At 61.8% G+C, this 19394-nt stretch carries 18 protein-coding genes and 1 pseudogene; 9 read left to right on the forward strand and 10 right to left on the reverse strand.

Annotation, left to right across the window (positions count from 1 at the left end):
* Positions 1–95: 95 nt before the first annotated feature.
* The 4 genes from OC610_RS06560 to OC610_RS06575 all read right to left on the reverse strand — a co-directional run bounded on the left by OC610_RS06560 (position 96) and on the right by OC610_RS06575 (position 4943).
* Positions 96–1388 carry a PQQ-dependent sugar dehydrogenase gene (locus OC610_RS06560; protein ID WP_264427086.1) on the reverse strand — a complete coding sequence of 431 codons (1293 nt, stop codon included), beginning with the start codon at positions 1386–1388 and terminating at the stop codon, positions 96–98.
* On the reverse strand, positions 1385–1813 hold the full coding sequence (locus OC610_RS06565; protein ID WP_264427087.1) for a DUF2231 domain-containing protein: 429 nt from the start codon (positions 1811–1813) through the stop codon (positions 1385–1387). Before OC610_RS06565 ends, OC610_RS06560 begins: the two co-directional genes overlap by 4 nt.
* A 91-nt stretch (positions 1814–1904) precedes the next feature.
* Entirely contained in the window at positions 1905–3905 is a 2001-nt protein-coding gene (locus OC610_RS06570; protein WP_264427088.1) for a M10 family metallopeptidase C-terminal domain-containing protein, read from the reverse strand.
* A 114-nt stretch (positions 3906–4019) separates the two neighbouring features.
* Entirely contained in the window at positions 4020–4943 is a 924-nt protein-coding gene (locus OC610_RS06575; protein ID WP_264427089.1) for a LysR family transcriptional regulator, read from the reverse strand.
* A gap of 116 nt (positions 4944–5059) precedes the next feature.
* Between OC610_RS06575 and OC610_RS06580 the strand changes: the two genes are divergently transcribed.
* The 3 genes from OC610_RS06580 (at position 5060) to OC610_RS06590 (ending at position 10144) form a co-directional block, all read left to right on the forward strand.
* Positions 5060–6055 (forward strand): aldo/keto reductase, encoded by a 996-nt coding sequence (locus OC610_RS06580; RefSeq protein ID WP_264427090.1) that lies wholly within the window; start codon positions 5060–5062, stop codon positions 6053–6055.
* A 379-nt stretch (positions 6056–6434) separates the two neighbouring features.
* Positions 6435–7844 carry a putrescine-ornithine antiporter gene (gene potE / locus OC610_RS06585; RefSeq protein ID WP_264427091.1) on the forward strand — a complete coding sequence of 470 codons (1410 nt, stop codon included), beginning with the start codon at positions 6435–6437 and terminating at the stop codon, positions 7842–7844.
* Positions 7841–10144 carry an Orn/Lys/Arg family decarboxylase gene (locus tag OC610_RS06590; RefSeq protein ID WP_264427092.1) on the forward strand — a complete coding sequence of 768 codons (2304 nt, stop codon included), beginning with the start codon at positions 7841–7843 and terminating at the stop codon, positions 10142–10144. The genes potE and OC610_RS06590 overlap by 4 nt, the downstream gene beginning before the upstream one ends.
* A gap of 17 nt (positions 10145–10161) precedes the next feature.
* On the opposite strand, the gene OC610_RS06595 is transcribed toward OC610_RS06590, so the two are convergent.
* Positions 10162–10857, reverse strand: a complete 696-nt coding sequence (locus OC610_RS06595; RefSeq protein WP_264427101.1) for a tRNA (adenine(22)-N(1))-methyltransferase — start codon at positions 10855–10857, stop codon at positions 10162–10164.
* 46 nt (positions 10858–10903) lie between these two features.
* Positions 10904–11815 (reverse strand): LysR family transcriptional regulator, encoded by a 912-nt coding sequence (locus OC610_RS06600; RefSeq protein ID WP_264427093.1) that lies wholly within the window; start codon positions 11813–11815, stop codon positions 10904–10906.
* A gap of 95 nt (positions 11816–11910) precedes the next feature.
* Between OC610_RS06600 and OC610_RS06605 the strand changes: the two genes are divergently transcribed.
* The 3 genes from OC610_RS06605 (at position 11911) to OC610_RS06615 (ending at position 14158) form a co-directional block, all read left to right on the forward strand.
* A complete protein-coding gene (locus OC610_RS06605; RefSeq protein ID WP_264427094.1) occupies positions 11911–12354 on the forward strand; it encodes an ester cyclase in 444 nt (147 codons plus the stop codon).
* A 28-nt stretch (positions 12355–12382) separates the two neighbouring features.
* On the forward strand, positions 12383–13303 hold the full coding sequence (locus OC610_RS06610; protein WP_264427095.1) for an NADP-dependent oxidoreductase: 921 nt from the start codon (positions 12383–12385) through the stop codon (positions 13301–13303).
* Positions 13304–13420: 117 nt separating this feature from the next.
* Positions 13421–14158: a substrate-binding periplasmic protein gene (locus OC610_RS06615; RefSeq protein WP_269807920.1), complete on the forward strand. Its 738-nt coding sequence runs from the start codon at positions 13421–13423 to the stop codon at positions 14156–14158.
* 13 nt (positions 14159–14171) lie between these two features.
* On the opposite strand, the gene OC610_RS06620 is transcribed toward OC610_RS06615, so the two are convergent.
* Positions 14172–14630: a winged helix-turn-helix transcriptional regulator gene (locus OC610_RS06620; protein ID WP_264427102.1), complete on the reverse strand. Its 459-nt coding sequence runs from the start codon at positions 14628–14630 to the stop codon at positions 14172–14174.
* A gap of 206 nt (positions 14631–14836) precedes the next feature.
* On the opposite strand from OC610_RS06620, the pseudogene OC610_RS06625 reads away from it, so the two are divergent.
* Together OC610_RS06625 and OC610_RS06630 are read left to right on the forward strand one after the other, a co-directional pair.
* Positions 14837–16033, forward strand: a pseudogene (locus OC610_RS06625) (MFS transporter).
* Between the two features lie 46 nt (positions 16034–16079).
* Complete coding sequence (locus tag OC610_RS06630) at positions 16080–16352, forward strand: YceK/YidQ family lipoprotein (RefSeq protein WP_258647359.1); 273 nt, start codon at positions 16080–16082, stop codon at positions 16350–16352.
* Positions 16353–16368: 16 nt separating this feature from the next.
* On the opposite strand, the gene OC610_RS06635 is transcribed toward OC610_RS06630, so the two are convergent.
* Both OC610_RS06635 and OC610_RS06640 read right to left on the reverse strand, forming a co-directional pair.
* Complete coding sequence (locus OC610_RS06635) at positions 16369–16710, reverse strand: cupin domain-containing protein (protein WP_264427097.1); 342 nt, start codon at positions 16708–16710, stop codon at positions 16369–16371.
* Between the two features lie 85 nt (positions 16711–16795).
* Complete coding sequence (locus OC610_RS06640; protein ID WP_264427098.1) at positions 16796–17650, reverse strand: LysR family transcriptional regulator; 855 nt, start codon at positions 17648–17650, stop codon at positions 16796–16798.
* Between the two features lie 74 nt (positions 17651–17724).
* Here OC610_RS06640 and OC610_RS06645 point away from each other — a divergent pair, with 74 nt between their 5' ends.
* A complete protein-coding gene (locus tag OC610_RS06645) occupies positions 17725–18696 on the forward strand; it encodes a DMT family transporter (protein ID WP_264427099.1) in 972 nt (323 codons plus the stop codon).
* Here the strand turns inward: OC610_RS06645 and OC610_RS06650 are convergent.
* Positions 18660–19214 (reverse strand): DUF488 domain-containing protein, encoded by a 555-nt coding sequence (locus OC610_RS06650; RefSeq protein ID WP_264427100.1) that lies wholly within the window; start codon positions 19212–19214, stop codon positions 18660–18662. The genes OC610_RS06645 and OC610_RS06650 overlap by 37 nt on opposite strands.
* Between the last annotated feature and the right edge of the window lie 180 nt (positions 19215–19394).

The raw sequence follows: 19394 nt of genomic DNA on the forward strand, positions 1-19394 counted from the left end.
TGTGGGAGCGAGCTTGCTCGCGATAGCGATGCCACAGCCCACCAAGATGCTGGACGTGCCGGCCTATTCGCGAGCAGGCTCGCTCCCACAGGTTTTTACTGCTTGCGAGTCACCCGCCACACGGTATTCGCCAGGTCGTCGGCAATGATCAACGCTCCACGGGGATCCACCGTAACCCCCACCGGCCGGCCACGGGTCTTGCCATCGGAACCGCGGAAGCCCGTCGCGAAATCGACCGGCTCTCCCGAAGGCCGACCGTTGCTGAACGGTACGAAGATCACCTTGTAGCCCACCGGCTGGTCACGGTTCCAACTGCCGTGCTCGCCAACGAACGCCCCTTCGGCGAATTTCTCGCCCATGGCCGCAATGGAGAAATCGACACCCAGCGCAGCGACGTGGGAGCCCAGGCTGTAGTCCGGCTTGACCGCCGTGGCGACTTTCTGCGGATCCTGCGGCTGCGCCCGTGGATCGACGTTCTGCCCCCAATAGCTATACGGCCAGCCGTAGAACGCCCCATCGCGCACCGAAGTCAGGTAGTCCGGCACCAGGTCCGGTCCCAACTCGTCCCGTTCGTTGACCACCGCCCACAACTGCCCGGACCCTGGCTCGATTTTCAGCGCCGTCGGGTTGCGCAGGCCCGTCGCAAAAGGCCGATGGGCGCCCGTCTCGGCGTCGATCTGCCAGACCATGGCCCGGTCGATCTCGACTTCCATGCCGCGCTCGGTGATGTTGCTGTTCGAGCCGATACCGACGTACAGCGAGCGTCCGTCAGGGCTGATGGCCAGCGATTTGGTCCAGTGATGGTTGATCGCCGACGGCAAGTCCGTGACCTTGACCGGCGCCCCGCTGGCCCTGGTCTGGCCGTCCTGATAGTCGAAGCGAACCAGGGCGTCCTGGTTCGCCACGTACAGCTTGCCGTTCGCGAACGCCAGGCCATAGGGCGCGTTGAGGTTTTCGGCGAAGACTGTCTTCAGTTCGTAAGTGCCGTCGCCATCGGCGTCGCGCAACAGCGTCAACCGGTTGCCGCCCTTGACCTGGGTGTTGCCCTTGGCCTTGATGACGCTGGCGATCACGTCCTTGGGCTTGAGCTTCGCCGCGTTGCCGCCACGGCCTTCGGCCACGAGGATATCGCCGTTAGGCAGCACCAGGGTCTGGCGCGGGATCTTCAGGTCCGTGGCGATAGCGGTCACTTCGTAACCCTGGGGTACGGTCGGCTTCTGGTCCCCCCAAGCCACCGGCTCGGCAATTTTCATGCTGGGCAAGAGGCTACGCTGAGGCTCCGGCAATTTCGGGTCCGGGCCGCGTGCTTGGGTGGCGTCCCCTTCACCTCCGCAGGCGCTCAGCAACACCGCCATGCTCAAGGCCGTCAATGCGATGCGAGACTTCATTGTTCACCTCCCGAACGCAGGCTGGTCAGCCCGACCCAACCCGCCACGCAGGCCAGCAGGGTCACGACGACGGACAGCGCCAGACCCTGGGGCATCACGGCCCAGGCGTCCTTGGCGTGCTCGAAGGCATTGATCAGCCCAAGCACCCACGTCACCAACAACAGCACGAAATACATCAGCGCACGCCCGGCCTTGCGCTCCGCGCGGATCAGGTTGACCAGCGCAAACAACAACGCCAGCCCACAGAACAGCAGGCCGCCAGCGATCAGCCAGGAAGCGAAATTGCTCCATTGGATCTGGTAGGTCTTGTAGTAAGCGATGTCACTGAGCAGGCCGCCGAGAAACAGCGGAACCGTGCCGGCAAGCAGGACCGCATGCAGCGGCCCTGGCGTGCTTCGGTAGATAGGATGGGCGGTAACGGTCATGACAGCTCCTTTTCGTCCACGTTGATACGCTAGGAAAAGGATCGTGCCGCGACCGCGTTAGTTCCGATATTTTCACCTGCAGGGGGACCTGCTACCCGAACTGCTCCGGGGCCGCTACACCCAGAAGCTTGAGCTCGGCGGAGGCATCCTCGACGGAGGCAAAGATAAAGTTATTGTCGCTCAGCTGCGAAGCCACATTACCCTCCAGGGTGATCTCGAACCGTCGCCCCTCTTCATCGGCGTTGTAGCTTTTCAGGTAGGTCCGCTGGCCGTCTTCGCTGACCACCGCTTGCAGCGACGTGTAGTAACCGCTCCAGAGCTCGGTGAAGCCCAACGCGGACACGTCGATCTTGTCGGTGAGCGGATTGAAGTCGATGATCCGATCCTGGAAGTTACCGTCGGCCGTGCGGAAGCTGTCCGCCAGGGAATCGTAGCGAAATACATCCGAACCTTCGCCGCCACTGAGCACGTCACGTCCCTGCCCGCCTTCGATGACATCGTGCCCATTGCCGCCCGAAACGACATCGTTGCCAGCCCCGCCGATGATCCGGTCGCCGACCCCCGAGCCCACCAGCCGGTCGGCCGATTCCGTGCCCTGGATCAGGTGCGGCGCGAAGACCACGTTGGTTTCATTGAGGGCCTGGGTCAGGTCGCCGTCCAAGGCCAGTTCGAAACGATGCCCCTGCCAGTCCGGTTCGAAGCTTTTCAGATAGGTTCGCGTGCCGGCCTCGTTGACTTGCACCGCCAGGGTTCCGTCCAATCCATCGCCGAACCCGCTGAACCCCAGCGACGTCAGATCGATGCGATCCAGGTTGGCGTCGAAGTCGGCAATGCGATCGCTGACGGCCTGGGTATCGATGCGATAGCTGTCGCCGATCGTACTGATCCGAAAGACATCGGCACCGGCGCCGCCCTCCAGCACGTCCCGTTGCCCCGCGCCGTCGAGCAGGTCGTCGCCGTCATGGCCACTGAGTCGTTCCGGCACATAGGAGCCTGACAGGACATCATCGCCCTGCCCCCCGTCAATACGCGGCAACACGCCTTCAAGTGCACCGAAGGTGGTGTCGAGCGTGCCGTCGGGGTTAAGCCGGATGAGGCTGAAATCTGGGTTGCCGTAATAGGTGCTCTGTCCCGCCACCAGGATCTTTCCGTCCGCCAGGACAGTGATGTCCCGGGCCATGTCCCGATCCCCGGTCAGGTCGAGCACGGCTACGCCGGCATTGCCAAAACTCGTGTCCAGGGTGCCGTCCTGATTCAGCCTGATGATCTTGAAATCAAATTCGCTGCCATTTTGTTCGCCGCCACCGGCCAACAGTATCTTGCCATCGGCTTGGACGGTGACGGAGGCAGCCAGGCCTGCCACCTGAGTGTCGACCACGCCGTCCGTGCCGAAACTGCTGTCCAGGCTGCCGTCGGCATTCAAGCGCGCAACGACCATTTCACCGTTGTAACCCGGCACCAGCAACTTGCCATCCGCTTGCAGGGTGAATCCGTATCCCTCCAGCGCGCCGATGTTGGGGATGTTGAACTCGATGGGATTGCCGCCGTTGAAGGTCGGGTCAACCGTCCCATCGGCACTGAGGCGACTGACCGAAAACCGACTCTCGTAGCTGTCATGATTCGACACGAGGATCTTGCCGTCAGGTTGTACCGTGGCACTGGCGTAGTCGCCCCAGGCCCCCGGCACGATAACTTTGCCGTCGATGCCGAACTCCTGGTCCAGCGTGCCGTCGGTGTTGATCCGAACCATGGCGATGCCGGACGTGAATTGCGGATGGATGAGCAAATACTTTCCGTCCGGCTGCACGGCGGCACTGTAGCCTTCGCCCGGAAAAATATCGTGAGGCAGCTGCGTCTTGCCATCGTCGCTGAAGGTCGTATCGGGGGTGCCGTCGGCGTTGAAGCGCATCAGGGAGGTCCGGTAGCCTTCGTACTCCCAGCCCTTGTCCACCCCTGTCATGCCCGCGAGCCATATCTTGCCGTCCGGGGCCACGGCGATTTTCTTGGTGTCGTTGTAGCCGTCAAGGTCAACGAACGTCTTTCCAGTGCCTGCTCGCGGCGTCAATCCTGCGTTGCTGTCTGCGTTGTCCATGCTGAGCCTCATGTGTCGATGGGAAACTCCAGAAAATTTCGCACCTTACAAAATAGCCCCTCAGGCCAGCTTCGCCAGTTTTGGATCCCATCAGCGCAGCGCCCGTTTCAAGCCTCACACTTTCTCCATCAACTCGCCCTGCAAGTCCGCCGCGCCATGCAGCAACTCGATGACCCAGTCGATGAACACCCGCACCCTGGGCGACAGCTGTCGATGGGGCGGATAAACCACCGAAATCGGCCAGGACGGCACGGGATGATCGCTTAACACTTGCACCAGTCGCCCTTCGGCCAACTGCCGCTGGACGTGGTAACGCGGCGCCTGGATCAAGCCGAAGCCGGCTTCACAGGCTGCGACATAGGCATCGGCATTGTTGAGGATCAGATCCCCCGGCAGCTGCAACTCGCGAACCCGCCCCGCCACCTCGAATTCGAACGGGAAGAACCGGCCATTGCCGGACGCAAAGGCAATCGCGCAATGGCCGGACAACTCCTCCAGCCGTCGGGGCGTGCCCGAGCGAGCCAGATAGTCGGGGCTGGCACACGTCACTTGGTGCAACCGCACGACCGGCCGCGCCACCAGCGCCTGATCCGTGATATTGCCGGCGCGGATGGCGCAATCGACGCCCTCGCGTTGCAGGTGCACTTGCCGGTCGTGGAAACCGACATCCAGTTGCAACTGCGGATAACGTCGATAGAAATCCGGCAGGTTCGGCACGATCCAAGTGCAGCCAAAAGCGATGGGCATGTCCACGCGCAACGTGCCACGGGGCTGGCTCCGTTGCGCCGAAAGTGAGGTTTCGAGGTCGTCCAGTTCATCCAGCAATTGGCCGCAGCGCTGGTAATAGGCTTCGCCATCGAGGGTGGCGCGCACTTGCCGCGTGGTGCGCTGCAACAGTTGCACGCCCAAGTGGCTTTCCAACTGCTGGATCAACAGGCTGACGGTGGCGCGAGGCAGCCCCAGGTCGTCGGCCGCCTTGCCAAACCCGCCCAGTTCGACGATGCGCCGGAACACCTGCATTGCCTGTAATCGGTCCATCGATGTCGTCCACTATTTAGAAATTACGAATAGTTAAACCAAAAATCGCGGGTTTATCCAGAAACTCCCTTGCCTGAGACTGCGCTGGTCGTTCAATCCCAAGGAGTCAAATCATCATGATCACCCGCCAACTCGGCCATCAGGGCCCACACGTCAGCGCAATCGGCCTGGGCTGCATGGGCATGTCGGATTTCTACACCACCGGTACCGACGAGCGAGAATCGATCGCCACCCTCCACCGCGCCGTGGAACTGGGCGTGACGATGTTCGACACAGCGGACATGTACGGACCGCACACCAACGAAGAGCTGCTCGGACGCGCCCTGCGCGGCAAACGTGAAGGGATTTTCCTGGCGAGCAAGTTCGGCCTGGTGCGCAGCGACGATCCCCACGCCCGGGGCGTCAACGGTCACCCCGACTACGTCCGCCAATCGATCGAAGGCAGCCTCAAGCGCCTCGGCACCGATTACCTCGATCTGTACTACCAACACCGCATCGACCCGCAGGTGCCGGTGGAGGAAACGGTCGGCGCCATGGCTGAGCTGGTCAAGGCCGGCAAGGTCCGCCACATCGGCATCTCGGAAGCCAGCGCCGAGACCATCCAGCGAGCCCACGCCGTGCATCCGTTGGCGGCGGTGCAAAGCGAATACTCGCTGTGGTCCAGGGAGCCGGAACAAAACGGCGTGCTCGACACCTGCCGGCGGCTGGGGATCGCTTTTGTCGCCTACAGCCCTTTGGGACGCGGCTTCCTGACTGGCGAGCTGAAAACCCCCGAGGATTTTGCCGCTGACGATTATCGGCGGTTCAACCCGCGTTTCCAGGCCGATAACTTCTATCGCAATCTCGAGCTGGTCGAACGCGTCCGGGCCATGGCCGAGCAGAAACAAATCAACGCCGCGCAACTGACGCTGGGTTGGGTCCTGGCCCAGGGAAGCAATATCATCCCGATCCCGGGCACCAAGCAGCGTCGATACCTGGAAAGCAACGTCGCCGCCGCCAGCGTTTTCCTGAGCAGCGACGAGCTGAAGCAGCTGGACGCGATCTTTGGCCCTGAGGGTGCAGTGGCCGGCGAGCGCTACAGTGCCGAGGTGATGACCTTGCTCGACGGCTGATCGAACCCGGCCCGGGGACCTCACAGTCCCGTTAGGCCTATAGAGCTGCGTAGGAGCTGCGTAGGAGCTGCGTAGGAGCTGCGTAGGAGCTGCCGAGTGAAGCGAGGCTGCGATCTTTTGATCTTTTAATCTTTTGATCTTTCGCTTGAGATTCAAGTGTCTGGGGAAAGATCGCAGCCTCGCTTCGCTCGGCAGCTCCTACAACCCAGCCAGCCCTGCAAGCCCTGCGGGAGCAAGCTATGTCGCCACGGGATGATTCGATACATCGAGTTCATCCCGGAGCGCTAACGAGAGTCAGATCCTGATACGACTCATTCTTGCTTACTGAGAATCCTCTGCTATGACTTAACCGGTCACTTACAGTCTGTGAGGCAAGGGAATGTCAGCCGCCAAGAAAATGAGCGTGGGGCAGCTGACGATGCTGACCGCCGTCAACATGCTGGGATCGGGCATTGTGCTGTTGCCCACCAAACTCGCCGAAGTCGGCGGTATTTCGATCCTGTCCTGGTTGATCACCGCCACCGGCTCGCTGGCATTGGCCTATGCGTTCGCCCGCTGCGGCATGCTCAGTCGCAAGACCGGCGGCATGGGCGGCTACGCCGAATACACCTTCGGCAAGTCCGGCAACTACATCACCAACTACACCTATGGCCTTTCGCTGCTGATTGCCAACGTGGCGATCAGCATCACCGCCGTCGGCTATATCCAGACGCTGTTTGGAGTAAAGCTCGACTCGGTCCAGGTTGGCCTGGCCACCATCGCGCTGTTGTGGCTGACCACCTTCGCCAATTTCGGTGGCGCACACATTACCGGCAAGATCGGCGCCGTCACCGTATGGGGCGTGATTGCCCCGGTGGTGCTGGTCTCGACCGTCGGTTGGTTCTGGTTCGACAGCAGCGTCTACGCGGCCGGGTGGAACCCCCACGACAAGACCTGGTACGAAGCGGCCGGCGCTTCGGTGGCAATCACGCTCTGGGCGTTCCTCGGGCTGGAGTCGGCGTGCGCCAACGGTGACGCGGTGGAAAATCCCGAGAAGAACGTGCCGATCGCAGTCCTTGGCGGGACGCTCGGCGCCGCCGTGATCTACATCGTTTCCACCAATGTCATCGCCGGCATCGTCGACAACGCCGAGCTGGTTTCCTCCACTGCCCCGTTCGGCCTGGTGTTCGCCAAGATGTTCACGCCCCTGGTGGGCAACATCGTCATGGGCCTGATGGTGCTGGCGTGCGTTGGATCACTCCTGGGCTGGCAATTCACCGTCGCCCAGGTTTTCAAGAGTTCGGCAGACACCGGCTACTTCCTGCCGATCTTCGCCAAGGCCAACAAGCACGGAGTGCCGATCATCAGCATGTTGATCCTGCTGGCGATGCAGACCGCGATGGCGCTGCTGACCATCAGCCCCGACCTCGCCAAGCAGTTCGACACCCTGGTCAACCTCGCCGTGGTCACCAACCTGGTGCCCTACATTCTTTCCATGGCGACCCTAGTGACCTTGCAAAAGGTTTCCAATGTCCCGGCGAACAAGGCCCTGGTGACCAACATCGTCGCGGCCATCGCCGCGGCCTACAGCTACCTGGCGCTCTACAGCTCGGGCGAACAGGCGTTGATGCTCGGCGGCGTCGCGGTCATCGTCGGCTACACGCTGTTCGGCTACGTCAACACCCGCCTGATTCGCCTGGAAGCCATGAACAACAGCGTACCGACCCAGACCGTCGCGGCGCAGCACATCGTTGGCGAGGCGATTCCCGTCAACCACTTGAAGCCGGCTAACCTGGAGGCACTGCCATGACGGAACATCGAAATCTATTGGGCATGCTGGCCTTGCTCGTCTCCAACGCACCCGACAAGCGCAGCGTATTCGGCCGGGCCCTGCTCCAGTTGATCAGCGACGTGGAGGAGCGCGCCGTCAACGTGCTGACCTCGGAAACCTTGAGCGACGCCAAGTCGATCCTCAGTTCCGACCCGGCGATCCAGTGCGTGTTGATCAGTTGGGAAATGGACACCAGCGACGACCACCGTGAATGCATCGACCTGCTCACGGCGCTGCGCGAGCGCAATACCCGCGTGCCGGTGTTCCTGATCAGCGATCGCAGCACGGCCTCCAACGTGCCGCTGATCGTCATGCAACACGCCGATGACTTCATCTGGCTGCCCGAAGACACCAGCCGCTTCCTGAGCGGACGGATCCTGGCGGCCATCGAACGTTATCGCCAGGCGGTGCTGCCGCCGATGTTCGGTGCCCTGCTGAAATTCGCCCGCAATTACGAGTACTCGTGGCATACACCAGGCCATGCCGGCGGCACGGCGTTCCTGAAAAGCACCGCCGGCCGGGCGTTCTATGAATTCTTCGGGGAAAACCTGCTGCGCTCGGACCTGTCGATCTCCGTCGGCGAACTGGGTTCGCTGCTCGACCACAGTGGCCCCATCGGCCAGGGCGAGCGTTATGCCGCCAAGGTGTTCGGCGCCCATCGCACCTACTACGTGACCAACGGCTCATCGATGTCCAACCGGGTCATCCTGATGGCCAGTGTGACGCGGGACCAGATCGCCTTGTGCGATCGCAACTGCCACAAGTCCGCCGAACATGCGATGACCCTGTCCGGGGCGATTCCGACCTACCTGGTGCCGACCCGCAACCGCTACGGCATCATTGGCCCGATCCTGCCGCAGACCTTGAGCGCCGAAGGCGTGAAGGCGGCCATCGCGAGCAATCCACTGGTCAGGAGCCACATCGACCCGACGCCGGTGCACGCGATCATCACCAACTCCACTTATGACGGCCTGACCTACAACGTGACGCGCGTCGAGGAGCTGCTGGGCGAAAGCGTCGATCGCCTGCATTTCGACGAAGCCTGGTACGGCTACGCGCGGTTCAATCCGTTGTACAAGGATCGCTTTGCCATGCATGGCAGCCCGGACGACCACGACCCGTCGAAACCCACCGTGTTCGCCACCCAGTCCACCCATAAATTGCTGGCCGCGCTGTCCCAGGCTTCGATGATTCATGTGCGCAACGGCCGCAACGCGATTCCCCATGGGCGCTTCAACGAGTCGTTCATGATGCACGCCTCGACCTCACCGAACTACGCGATCATGGCCTCGTGCGATGTCAGCTCGGCGATGATGGAGGCACCCAGCGGACAGATCCTCACCAGCGAATCGATCGAGGAAGCCGTCGCCTTCCGCCAGGTCATTTCCCACATGCAGAGCGAGATGCACAGCCAGGACGACTGGTTCTTCTCCTGCTGGCAGCCGCCATCGATCAGGGTGGATGGACAGGCGATGCCGTTTCACAAGGTCGACCCGGCCCGGCTCAGGACCGACCCGAGCTGCTGGGCGCTGCACCCCAATGAAATCTGGCACGGCTTCGGTGACATCGAAGACGGCTATTGCATGCTTGACCCGATCAAGGTTTCGATCCTTACCCCCGGGATGGGCGACGACGGCAACCTGCTGGATTTCGGCATTCCTGCGTATGTACTCAGCGCCTACCTGGGCACCCAGGGCATCGTGGTGGAAAAAACCACGGACTTCACCATCCTGTTCCTGTTTTCCATCGGCATCACCAAAGGCAAATGGGGCACGTTGGTCAACGCCCTGCTCGACTTCAAGCGTGATTACGATGCCAACCTGGAACTGGAACTGTGCCTGCCCGACCTGTTAAGCGCCAACCAGCAGCGCTACGCGGGGATGGGCCTCAGGGACCTGGCCGAGGAAATCTTCACCGCCATGAAGAAAATCAAGACCACGGCGGCGATGGCCAAGGCGTTCGGCACACTGCCAAAGGCACAGTTCAGCCCGGTGCAGGCGTACGAAAAACTGGTGAGAAACGACGTCGAACTGGTGACACTGGACGAGGCCGCCGGGAGGATTGCGGCAACGGGTGTCGTGCCGTATCCGCCGGGGATTCCCCTGTTGATGCCAGGCGAAAACGCCGGCCCCCTGGACGGGCCAGTACTGAACTACCTCAAGGCGCTGGAGACTTTCGACCGGTCATTCCCGGGGTTCACCCATGACACCCACGGGATCGAGAACGATTCGGGCACCTATCGGTTGCTGGTGTTGAAGCAAGGCTCGACGCAACAGTGAAATCAGCCCCGGGCGGCCTAGGCCAGCAGCTCGCTGATCCACCGGACCTGCCGGGCAATCTCCTGCGTCTTCGCCTCGGGCACGGCTTGCTGCGCCCGGGCAAAATTCGCCAAGGTTTTCTGCTTCAGGCGCAGCATGCGTTGCCACTTCGCCAAGAATACCGGGCTGCGCGCTTGCAGTTGCAACGGGCCGAAGTACAGCTCCTCGGCGCTGTACTTCACGGGCCCGTCGCGCTCGGCCACGATGATTTCGTAGTAGAAGCGATTCTCCCGTAGCACGTCCTCGTGCAGGATGCGGTAGCCGTGGTCCATCAACCACTGGCGCAGCGGTTGTTCGCCGCCGTTGGGCTGCAGGATCAGGCGTTCCCGGCCACTGAGGCGAGCCTTGCCGTCGTCGAGAATGTCGCGAATGGTCTCGCCGCCCATGCCGCACAGGCTGATCGCCGTAACGCCGTCTGCCGGCTCGATCGCCGCCAGGCCGTTGGCCAGGCGCACGGTGACCTGTTCTTCCAGGCCGCTTTCGCGCACGGTGCCCTCGGCCGCACGGAACGGCGTCAACGCCACCTCCCCGGCCACCGCCGCCGTGATCACGCCACGATTGATGAGCGCCACCGGCAAGTAGCCATGGTCCGAGCCGATATCGGCCAGGCGCGCCCCGGTCGGCACCTGCTCCGCCACACGCTCCAGGCGCATGGACAATGTCTGTTCGTTCAAACGGCCCATCCCCTTATCTTCACCGGTCTACCGAATCGGCGCCGGTTCACACTGTATCAGCGACAGACGCAATCAGGCCCCTGAACCACCGCTGCGCCGGATGCAGGTCGCTGCGCCGGTGCCAGATCAGGTCGAATTGCATGCGCGGCAGCACAACGGGCGGAGCAAACATCACCAACTTGCCGCTGCCCGACGCGCCTGTCGCCACCCGCTTCAAGACCGTTGCCGTAAAACCGGTACGGGCAATCAGCGCGGGAACGGCAAACATCTGCGGCAAGGTCAACGCCAGCGCCCGCCGCTCGCCCAGTTGCGCCAGGGCATGATCGACGACGCCGTGCAGTTCGCCCTCGGGAGAAACCAGGACGTGGCGCAGCGACAGGTATGTTTGCAGGGTCATGCCACGTCGTGCGACTGGATGATCATTGGCGACAATGGTCACGAATTCGTCCGTGAGCAGCGTACGCCCGAGGATCCTGGCATCGGCATGGGTAGGCGGAACGCCGATGGCGGCGTCGATCATGCCGGCGTCGAGCATGTCCACCGCGTGGTCCCGGTCGTTGAACGCATGGACGTTCAGCGACACTCCTGGCGCCTGTTCGGCGAGTGCCTCCATCAACGGCGGCAACAGCACGTAGGCAGGGTAATCGGACAACCCGAGCTTGAAGACCATTGACGCTTTTTCGGGATCAAACTCCGGCCGGCTGACCAAGGTAGTTTCCAACTGCCGTAGCGCTTGGGAGATCGGCTCCGCCAACTCACGAGCCCGCGGTGTTGGCAACAAGCCGTCGGCGCTGCGGGCGAAAAGCGAATCGCCCAGGAGCGTGCGCAGCCGACCCAGGGCGGCGCTCATTGCCGGTTGACTCACGCCTACCCGAGCGGCCGCGCGCGTGACATTGCGCTCGTTCATCAGCGCATCGAAGGCCACGAGCAGGTTCAGATCGATCCCGTGAAAATCCATAAATCAAATAATCATCTATATCGTTTATTTGTTAGACGGATTGTAGCCCGCGGCCGGACAATTTCGCCACCGAACCCAACCGCCGCGAGAACATCATGCAAGCGAATCCTGAGCTGACTGAACAATTGAAGCGTGAACGCGTAGCCGTCGAGACACTGTATCGAGCCTTCAACGAACAGAATCCCGATCTGGTAGACGACGTGCTCTCGCCCGAGTGGGATGACATTCCCCTCGCCCCCGGCCAGGTGCCTGGCCCTGAAGGCATCAAGCCAATCATCCGCAGCTTCGTCCAAGCCTTCCCGGATGTCCGGATCATCGTCCACGACATGGTCCAGGAACCCGGAAAAATCGGCGTGCGCGCGGAAATTACCGGGACCCATCAAGGCGAGTTTTTCGGCATCGCGGCCACCGGCACGAAGGTCGGTTTCCGCATCCATGAATTCCACGTGCTGGATAACGCCAAGCTGACCACGACCTGGCACATGGAAGACTGGTTCGGCCTGTTCCTCCAACTCGGCCAATTTCCTGCACAAGCCTGATACCACGCGGATTAAGGGGAGTCTCTTGATGAAAACCGCTTTGATTAAAACCTTCGGCAGCCCGGATGTCGTCGAGGAAGGTGAACGTACGTTGCCTGCGATTCAACCTCACGAGGTCGTGGTCCGCGTCGAGGCTGCGAGTGTCAACCCGCTGGATGTGAAGATTATTGCCGGTTACATGCAGGCCATTTTTCCAGTGGATGTGCCTTACGTACCGGGTACGGATTTCAGCGGTGTGGTCGAGTCTGTCGGCGAACAGGTGAGCGACCTCAAGCCCGGCGACCGCGTGGTAGGCCGGACTTCGCCGAGTGCCGGTGGAGCATTCGCCAGGGCGCTGGTCATCGCCGCCTCCGAACTTTGTGTCATTGCGCCACAGATGAGTTTCGAGCAGGCCGCCGCCCTGCCCACCGCCTACGGCACGGCGGCGCAGGCCTTGTTCGAGGTCGGGAAGTTGCAACCCAACCAGCGCGTACTGATTCACGCCGGAGCCGGTGGCGTCGGCAGCATGGCCGTGCAACAGGCCCACCTTGCCGGCTGCCATGTGACAGCGACAGCGTCCGCAAAGAATATCGAGCGGGTGAAAAGCCTGGGCGCCGATGAGGTCATTGACTACAGGACCCAGACTCTCGAACACGTGCGTGATATCGATCTGGTGCTCGATACCCTCGGAGACGAAACCCTCGAAGCCTCCTGGCATGTATTGGGCGCCGGAGGCCGGATCGCCTCGCTGGTGGACTTCGACATAACGTCCCGGGACGGGCATGCCGGCGAGTTCGTTTTCTTCTCGACCGCAGTGCCGTTCCTGCCCAGGGCGATCGAACAATTCCAGGCCGGCGACCTGCAGATCCTCATTGATTCGACGTTCTCGCTGGCCGAGGCACGTGGGGCCCTGGAAAAAGTGGCCACCGGGCATGCTTGCGGCAAAGTGCTGATCCGTCCGGGCTATTGAGGGATTGTTCGCATAACGCGGCTGCGACAGTCGTCAGGCACGTGTTTGGGTCTATGCTTGTCTTGGGTTCGCTCAGGAAGAGCGAACCGCCCATCAGGAGAACACGTGAAGCATTCGATGCCTGCCGCAGCGCTGCTCTGTCTGTTGCTCGGCCCAGCGACCGCACACGAGCAATATCAGGTCGTCACCGAGGAATGGGCGCCCTACAACTATGTGGAGCACGATCAGCTCACGGGCATGACCACGGAAATCGTCCGGGCGATCATGGCGCTGACCGGGGATAAATTCGAAGTGCTGTTGCAACCCAGCATGCGCGCCACGCAGATACTGAAAAACCGCCCCAAGACCATCATGTATTCGTTATTCCGCACGCCGGAGCGCGAGCCTTTGTACAAGTGGGTCGGACCGATCGTGGAAGAATCCATCCATGCCTACCAGTTGGCCAGCGCACCGCCGATCAATTCCCTGGAACAGTTGCTGCACGCCCCGCAGATCACCACCCGACATGCGGGCCTGGTGCCGCAGACGTTGCAGTCGCTGGGGTTCAACAACCTGGACAAAAGCGCAACCGAGAGCAGGCAGCTGTACCGCATGCTGCTGGCCGGGCGAACCAGCATCATCGTCGGCGACACGGCTGCCGGGGTGGCTTATTACAGCCGGCAATTGGAAATTCCGCCGGGCACCCTGAGGCAGATTCCCATCGAGCTCTACCGATCGTCCCTGTACATTGCCTTCAGCACTGACAGTGATGACCGGTTGATTGCCGCGTGGAACCGCGCACTGGAGCAACTGCGCCGCTCAGGCGAATTGTCCCGCATCCAGCGGCGCTATGAACAACAACCTGTCCAGCCTTAATAGTCGCCCGCGTTCATGACTCACTGGCGATGCGCCTCACCCGGTGGCAGTCCCAGGGTTGCACGGCCTGGCCGGTCGATGAGCGAACCTCCATCGGCATCAGCGGCTGTCCTGACGCGTTGTCCAGCAGTACCGAGCGTGTCTCTTCTTCGGCGAACAGAAACCGCTCGCCCCACTGCCTCAAGCTGATCACGATTGGAAAGATTTCCCCGCCTTTTTCCGTGAGGACATATTCCTTGTAGGCGCTTCCATCCGATGCCGGCTGTATCTGGAATACACCGACTTCGACCAGGGCCTTGAGGCGCGACGCGAGGATGTTCTTGGCGACACCGAGGCTTTTCTGGAATTCGCTGAAGCGGCGGATGCCATCGAAGGCGTCGCGGATGATCATCAGAGACCAGCGGTCGCCGATGATGTCCAGTGTTCGGGCTACCGGGCATTCGTTATTCGTTGATGGAGCGTGTCCTGACATCGTGTTGACCTGTTTGAGTTCTTGTAGGAGCGAGCCTGCTCGCGAAGAGGCCTGTACATCCAGCACCTTCATCGGCAATGACACCGCGTTCGCGAGCAGGCTCGCTCCCACAGGGGACGGCGGTGTAGATAATCTGGTTGCAATTAAAAACCTAATCGCGCAAAAATAAAACTGGTTTCTAATTGCAACCCGACCAAGGCACACCCATGACCGCCTACACCCACCTCCAACAAGGCCTGTCACCCCGCCTGACGTTCCTCTTCTCCATCACGTGCGCCCTGGCCGTCGCCAACGTGTATTTCGCTCAACCACTCCTCGCTTCAATGGCCGAAAGCCTCGACGTCGCCGCCGCCTCGATCGGCAGCGTAGTGACCGCCACTCAGCTCGGATACGCCTTGGGATTGCTCTTCATCGTCCCGCTGGGCGACCGGATCGACGGCAAACGGTTGATCCTGACCCTGGTCACGTTATCGGTAATCGCCCTGGCGGGCGTCGGCGCATCACAGCATTGGCTGGTCCTGCTGGGCGCCATGATCGTCACGGGTTTGCTGGCCGTGGTCGTCCAGGTGCTCGTCGCCTATGCCGCCACGCTGGCTGCCCCATCCCAACGTGGCCAGGCGGTCGGCACGCTCACCAGCGCGATCGTGCTGGGCATTCTCCTGGCACGGTTCATCTCTGGATTGATCGCCGACCTGGCAGGTTGGCGCGCGGTTTATCTGGTGTCGTCGGGGCTGATGCTGGTCATCGCGGCGGTGTTCTGGAAAGTGGCGCCCACCGCCGCGTCATCCCCTGGCCGGCAGTCTTACCCGGCGCTGATCCGCTCGTTGTTCCAACTGTTCATGACCGAACCGCTCTTGCGGATCAGGGGCCTGTTCGCCCTGCTGATCTTCGCCGCGTTTTCCGTACTGTGGACCGCCATGGTCCTGCCGCTGAGCGCCCCGCCGCTGTCGCTCTCCCACACCGCCATCGGCCTGTTTGGCCTGGCCGGCGTTGCGGGGGCGCTGGCGGCTCGACGGGCCGGGCGCTGGGCCGATCGAGGGTTCGGACAACGCGTCACCGGCCTGTCGCTGGCGCTGCTTGTGCTCGCCTGGCTGCCCATCTCATTTGCCGAAAGCTCCCTGGTCGCGCTGCTCTGCGGCGTGGTCCTGCTCGACTTCGCCGTGCAAGCCGTACACGTCACCAACCAGAGCCTGATTTTCGCCGCACGCCCCGACGCGCAAAGTCGCATGGTCGGCGCCTACATGTGTTTCTACTCGATGGGCAGCGCGCTCGGAGCCGTCGCCGCGACCCAGCCCCACAGGCCATAGACCTGGGTCGCGGTGAGCTGGCTGGGTGGGGTGATCAGTGCGGTGGCGTTGTTGCTATGGTGCGCTTCGATTCGTCTGGCAGCGTGCGGCGAATAAAATCATCACAAATGCTACAGTCGCGCACCAACAACGAGGGAACGCCATGCGCATCATTGGAACAGCCCTGACCATCGCACTGCTGACAGGATGCGCGACGGCCAACGAAACCTTTGGCAACGGGGGACTCTGCGGTGTCCAACCTTATTGCGGCACGTACTTCGATTACCAGATTCTCAAGGAAGCGGTGACTGAGGATAACGCGACGTACGCCAGTGCGTTTGCGCCGTTGGCGGCCATCGACCTGCCCCTGAGTTTCGTCGCCGATACGCTGATCCTGCCCTACACCATTTTTCAGATAAGGCCGTCCGAAGAATAGCGGCGCGGACCTCGCTTCATTCCTGCCTGACGATATCGACGGATATTTCAACGGCCACCACCGCCCCTCTGTTTTCAAGCCAATGGGTGGTGTTCCGATCCTCCGGCCACCCCACGCCTGGGCCATAGTCGGTCGCGATGCCATTGCGATGATCGGTGATGGTGCCTTGCAGTATGTAGACCAAACCGGGCCTGTCCACGTGGTTGTGAAGCGGCCCGAACACGCCTCCCGGCTCGATCGTCACCAGGCGCATGCGCAATTGGCGCCCTGTCATGCCCTCGATTTCGACACCGAGGTCCAGCGTTGCCAGCAGCTGGACCGCCACGCCTTTCGTTTCAGGAACTGTCGCGTTGTTCATGTGCTTGCCTCTGGGGACGGACACGGCCTGATAGAAGTAGACGCCCTGCACGGCGAAATCACAATGCGATTAGCAGTGTCGGGAACTACAGTCGAAAACGCTGCTGCATGGCCTGGCCAAGCAGGTCTACCGCTTCATCGGCGTCGCACGTGGCGGATCGCATGAACACCACCTCGTGGTCCGGAATCACCGGCAGTTCACTGATGATCCGCATGTTCTTCGTTACGCGGCCACGGTCTATCAGGCTGATCGCCAACCCAGCCTCCACACAGGCTTTGACGGCTTGGTTGGAGGGGCTTTCGAGAACGATACGCACCTTGCGTCCGAGTTGCCGAAGCGCTTGCAGCATGGCCTGTCGATAAGGGCATTGCGCCGCATGCACGGCCAGAGCAAGCGGTTCCGTCGAACTGACTGTCGTGCCGATCGCCGCCACCCAGACTGGCGTGGTGGTGACCAGGCTCTGGACCGTTGCATCTGGCTGCTCCATCGGCTGGGTGAGCACGGCCGCGTGGAGCTTGCCGCGCTGCACCTGTTCGCGCAGGGCGTAGCTGGGCGAAGTCTTGAGCTCCAGGATCACGTTGGGCCAGGCTGCCGTGAAGGTCGGAAGGATGTCGCGGATGACATGATCGGCGTATTCGTCCGGCACGCCCAAACTGATGCGCCCCGCCAGCCGTGTGCCTTGGAGGTCAGCCAGCACCCGGTCATGAGTCGCCAGCAGCTCGGTGGTGGAAACGAGCAAACGCCTGCCCAGCGCAGTCAGGGAAACTGATTGATTATCACGGTCAAGCAGGCGACCGCCGGCGACCGCTTCCAGGCGCTGGATGTGCACGCTCACCGCCGCCGGGCTTTTATGCAGCTGCTGCGCTGCCGCGCTGAACTTGCCGATTCGCGCAACCGCATGAAAGGTCCGGATCAGTTCGATATCCAGTATGGCTGCCATGATTCAATCTTCGTGAACGAGTGCTGCAGGATATTTTGATTTATTAGATTAGTCGGCTTTCGTAGCCTGTGACCATGAACTTGCCCAAATCGATCACTTGCGCCTCATCCCCCAGTTGCTACTGGCTGATCCCTTTGCCGCTGCTCGAAGCAGCGTTGCTGGTGGCGTGGAGTTCCGGCTTCGTCGGTGCGCGATTCTCCATCGATTACGCGCCGCCGTTGCTCGTGGTGTTCTGGCGCTGCGTCCTGGTAACGCTCTTGCTGTTCCCTTTTGTCGCCAGGCAGCTGCGGCAGACTTCATGGGTCACGCTGCTGAAAAACGCCGGTATCGGCTTGCTGGCCATGGCCGGCTATCTCGCCGGCATCACCCAAGGCATTGCCTTGGGTGTGCCGGCGGGGCTGGCGGCCTTGTTCGCCGACTTGTTGCCGATGGGCCTCGCGCTGCTGGCCGCCGGAGTGCTCGGCCAACGCCTGACGTCGCGGACCTGGGCTGGCTTGCTCGTCGGCGTGGCCGGCGTCGCCCTCGGCACCCATGGCGCGTTGGCGTGGGGCAGCGCGCCCCTGTGGGTTTATGGCCTGCCGTTGCTGGGCATGCTGTCGCTCGCCGCCGCGACGCTGTGGCAAAAGCGACTTCCGGCCTCGCAGTCCATGGGCCTGTTGCCCAACCTCTGGCTGCAATGCTGCGTCTCGGGCCTGGCGTTCGCCCTGATCGAGGGCACGCAGGGCGGCCTGGCGCCGATAACCAATACCGGATTTGTATTGAGCGTCTTATGGACGGCGGGTTTGTCGACAATGGGCGGATACGGGCTCTACTGGCTGTGCCTGCGCCGAGCCTCGGCGACCCGTGTCGCCAGCGTCCTGTACCTGAGTCCGCCCATTACGATGCTATGGGCCTGGGCAATGTTCGACGAGCCATTGTCATGGCAAATGGCGTTGGGGATGGCGGTGTCTGCCGTCGGGATCTGGCTGGTCGTGCGTGAGGAAGCGCGTGACGCACGACGCAAACAACCTCACGGAACAGCTGCCGAGTCGGAGCCTGCAGGATAGGTCAGTTTCAGTCCGGAGCGCCGTGCCGCCGGATTCAAGATCGCTTGGGTCGCCTTGTCTTTGTCCATGATATGGAAGACGTCGACGTCGCGAAGCAACAGGTAGTCGGTAATGATCCGGCGATGACAGCGCCACCAGACCGCTTCCGCACACATGATGGCGCACCGTCGCGTCCGGCTGAGCGCCAGGAGGCGACCCAGGCCCGCCTCGAATTCGTTCGAAAACGCGTAATCCGCGTAATTGTGGAAGCTGCGGTTTTCCCAGAATCCATTGACGTCATCGGCGACCGTCACGGATTTTTTCCGCAGCCCGCCCAGCTCGCGGATCTGTTCATGCTGCAACCCGAATGGCGCCAGCAATCCAGGCAGCGTATCGAGGTTGTACTGAGGGTTGGTGCGCGACCTTGGAACCGTCCTCACGTCGACGATCATCTCGACCTCGAAGCTTTTCACAATCTCGACGAATTGCTCAAGCGTGCGGGTTGAGTGGCCGATCGTGTACAGGCTGGTTCTTTCCATGGCGAATCCGAATTCAACGAGGTGCCTTCACTAGGAACCGCCCTGCGACGGGTTAGTTTCCTTATGCTTTGTATTGCACATCGGTGCCTGGTTCCCTCGGTCGACCTCCGATCCAACTGTGGGAGATTGCTCGCAAAGACGGCGGTACAGCCAACATCCCCATCAACCGAACCATCGCTA

It is taken from the genome of Pseudomonas agronomica, from assembly GCF_025917275.1.
Classification (GTDB): Bacteria; Pseudomonadota; Gammaproteobacteria; order Pseudomonadales; family Pseudomonadaceae; genus Aquipseudomonas; species Aquipseudomonas agronomica.

What these genes read in the sequence shown, in the direction of transcription:
- OC610_RS06575 (WP_264427089.1), bottom strand. Translation starts at nt 4,943, where the DNA reads ATGGACCGATTACAGGCAATGCAGGTGTTCCGGCGCATCGTCGAACTG.
- OC610_RS06600 (WP_264427093.1), bottom strand. Translation starts at nt 11,815, where the DNA reads ATGGATTTTCACGGGATCGATCTGAACCTGCTCGTGGCCTTCGATGCG.
- OC610_RS06580 (WP_264427090.1), top strand. Translation starts at nt 5,060, where the DNA reads ATGATCACCCGCCAACTCGGCCATCAGGGCCCACACGTCAGCGCAATC.
- OC610_RS06635 (WP_264427097.1), bottom strand. Translation starts at nt 16,710, where the DNA reads ATGAACAACGCGACAGTTCCTGAAACGAAAGGCGTGGCGGTCCAGCTG.
- OC610_RS06605 (WP_264427094.1), top strand. Translation starts at nt 11,911, where the DNA reads ATGCAAGCGAATCCTGAGCTGACTGAACAATTGAAGCGTGAACGCGTA.
- OC610_RS06630 (WP_258647359.1), top strand. Translation starts at nt 16,080, where the DNA reads ATGCGCATCATTGGAACAGCCCTGACCATCGCACTGCTGACAGGATGC.
- OC610_RS06645 (WP_264427099.1), top strand. Translation starts at nt 17,725, where the DNA reads ATGAACTTGCCCAAATCGATCACTTGCGCCTCATCCCCCAGTTGCTAC.
- OC610_RS06620 (WP_264427102.1), bottom strand. Translation starts at nt 14,630, where the DNA reads ATGTCAGGACACGCTCCATCAACGAATAACGAATGCCCGGTAGCCCGA.
- OC610_RS06590 (WP_264427092.1), top strand. Translation starts at nt 7,841, where the DNA reads ATGACGGAACATCGAAATCTATTGGGCATGCTGGCCTTGCTCGTCTCC.
- OC610_RS06615 (WP_269807920.1), top strand. Translation starts at nt 13,421, where the DNA reads ATGCCTGCCGCAGCGCTGCTCTGTCTGTTGCTCGGCCCAGCGACCGCA.
- OC610_RS06640 (WP_264427098.1), bottom strand. Translation starts at nt 17,650, where the DNA reads ATGGCAGCCATACTGGATATCGAACTGATCCGGACCTTTCATGCGGTT.
- potE (WP_264427091.1), top strand. Translation starts at nt 6,435, where the DNA reads ATGTCAGCCGCCAAGAAAATGAGCGTGGGGCAGCTGACGATGCTGACC.
- OC610_RS06565 (WP_264427087.1), bottom strand. Translation starts at nt 1,813, where the DNA reads ATGACCGTTACCGCCCATCCTATCTACCGAAGCACGCCAGGGCCGCTG.
- OC610_RS06570 (WP_264427088.1), bottom strand. Translation starts at nt 3,905, where the DNA reads ATGGACAACGCAGACAGCAACGCAGGATTGACGCCGCGAGCAGGCACT.
- OC610_RS06610 (WP_264427095.1), top strand. Translation starts at nt 12,383, where the DNA reads ATGAAAACCGCTTTGATTAAAACCTTCGGCAGCCCGGATGTCGTCGAG.
- OC610_RS06560 (WP_264427086.1), bottom strand. Translation starts at nt 1,388, where the DNA reads ATGAAGTCTCGCATCGCATTGACGGCCTTGAGCATGGCGGTGTTGCTG.
- OC610_RS06650 (WP_264427100.1), bottom strand. Translation starts at nt 19,214, where the DNA reads ATGGAAAGAACCAGCCTGTACACGATCGGCCACTCAACCCGCACGCTT.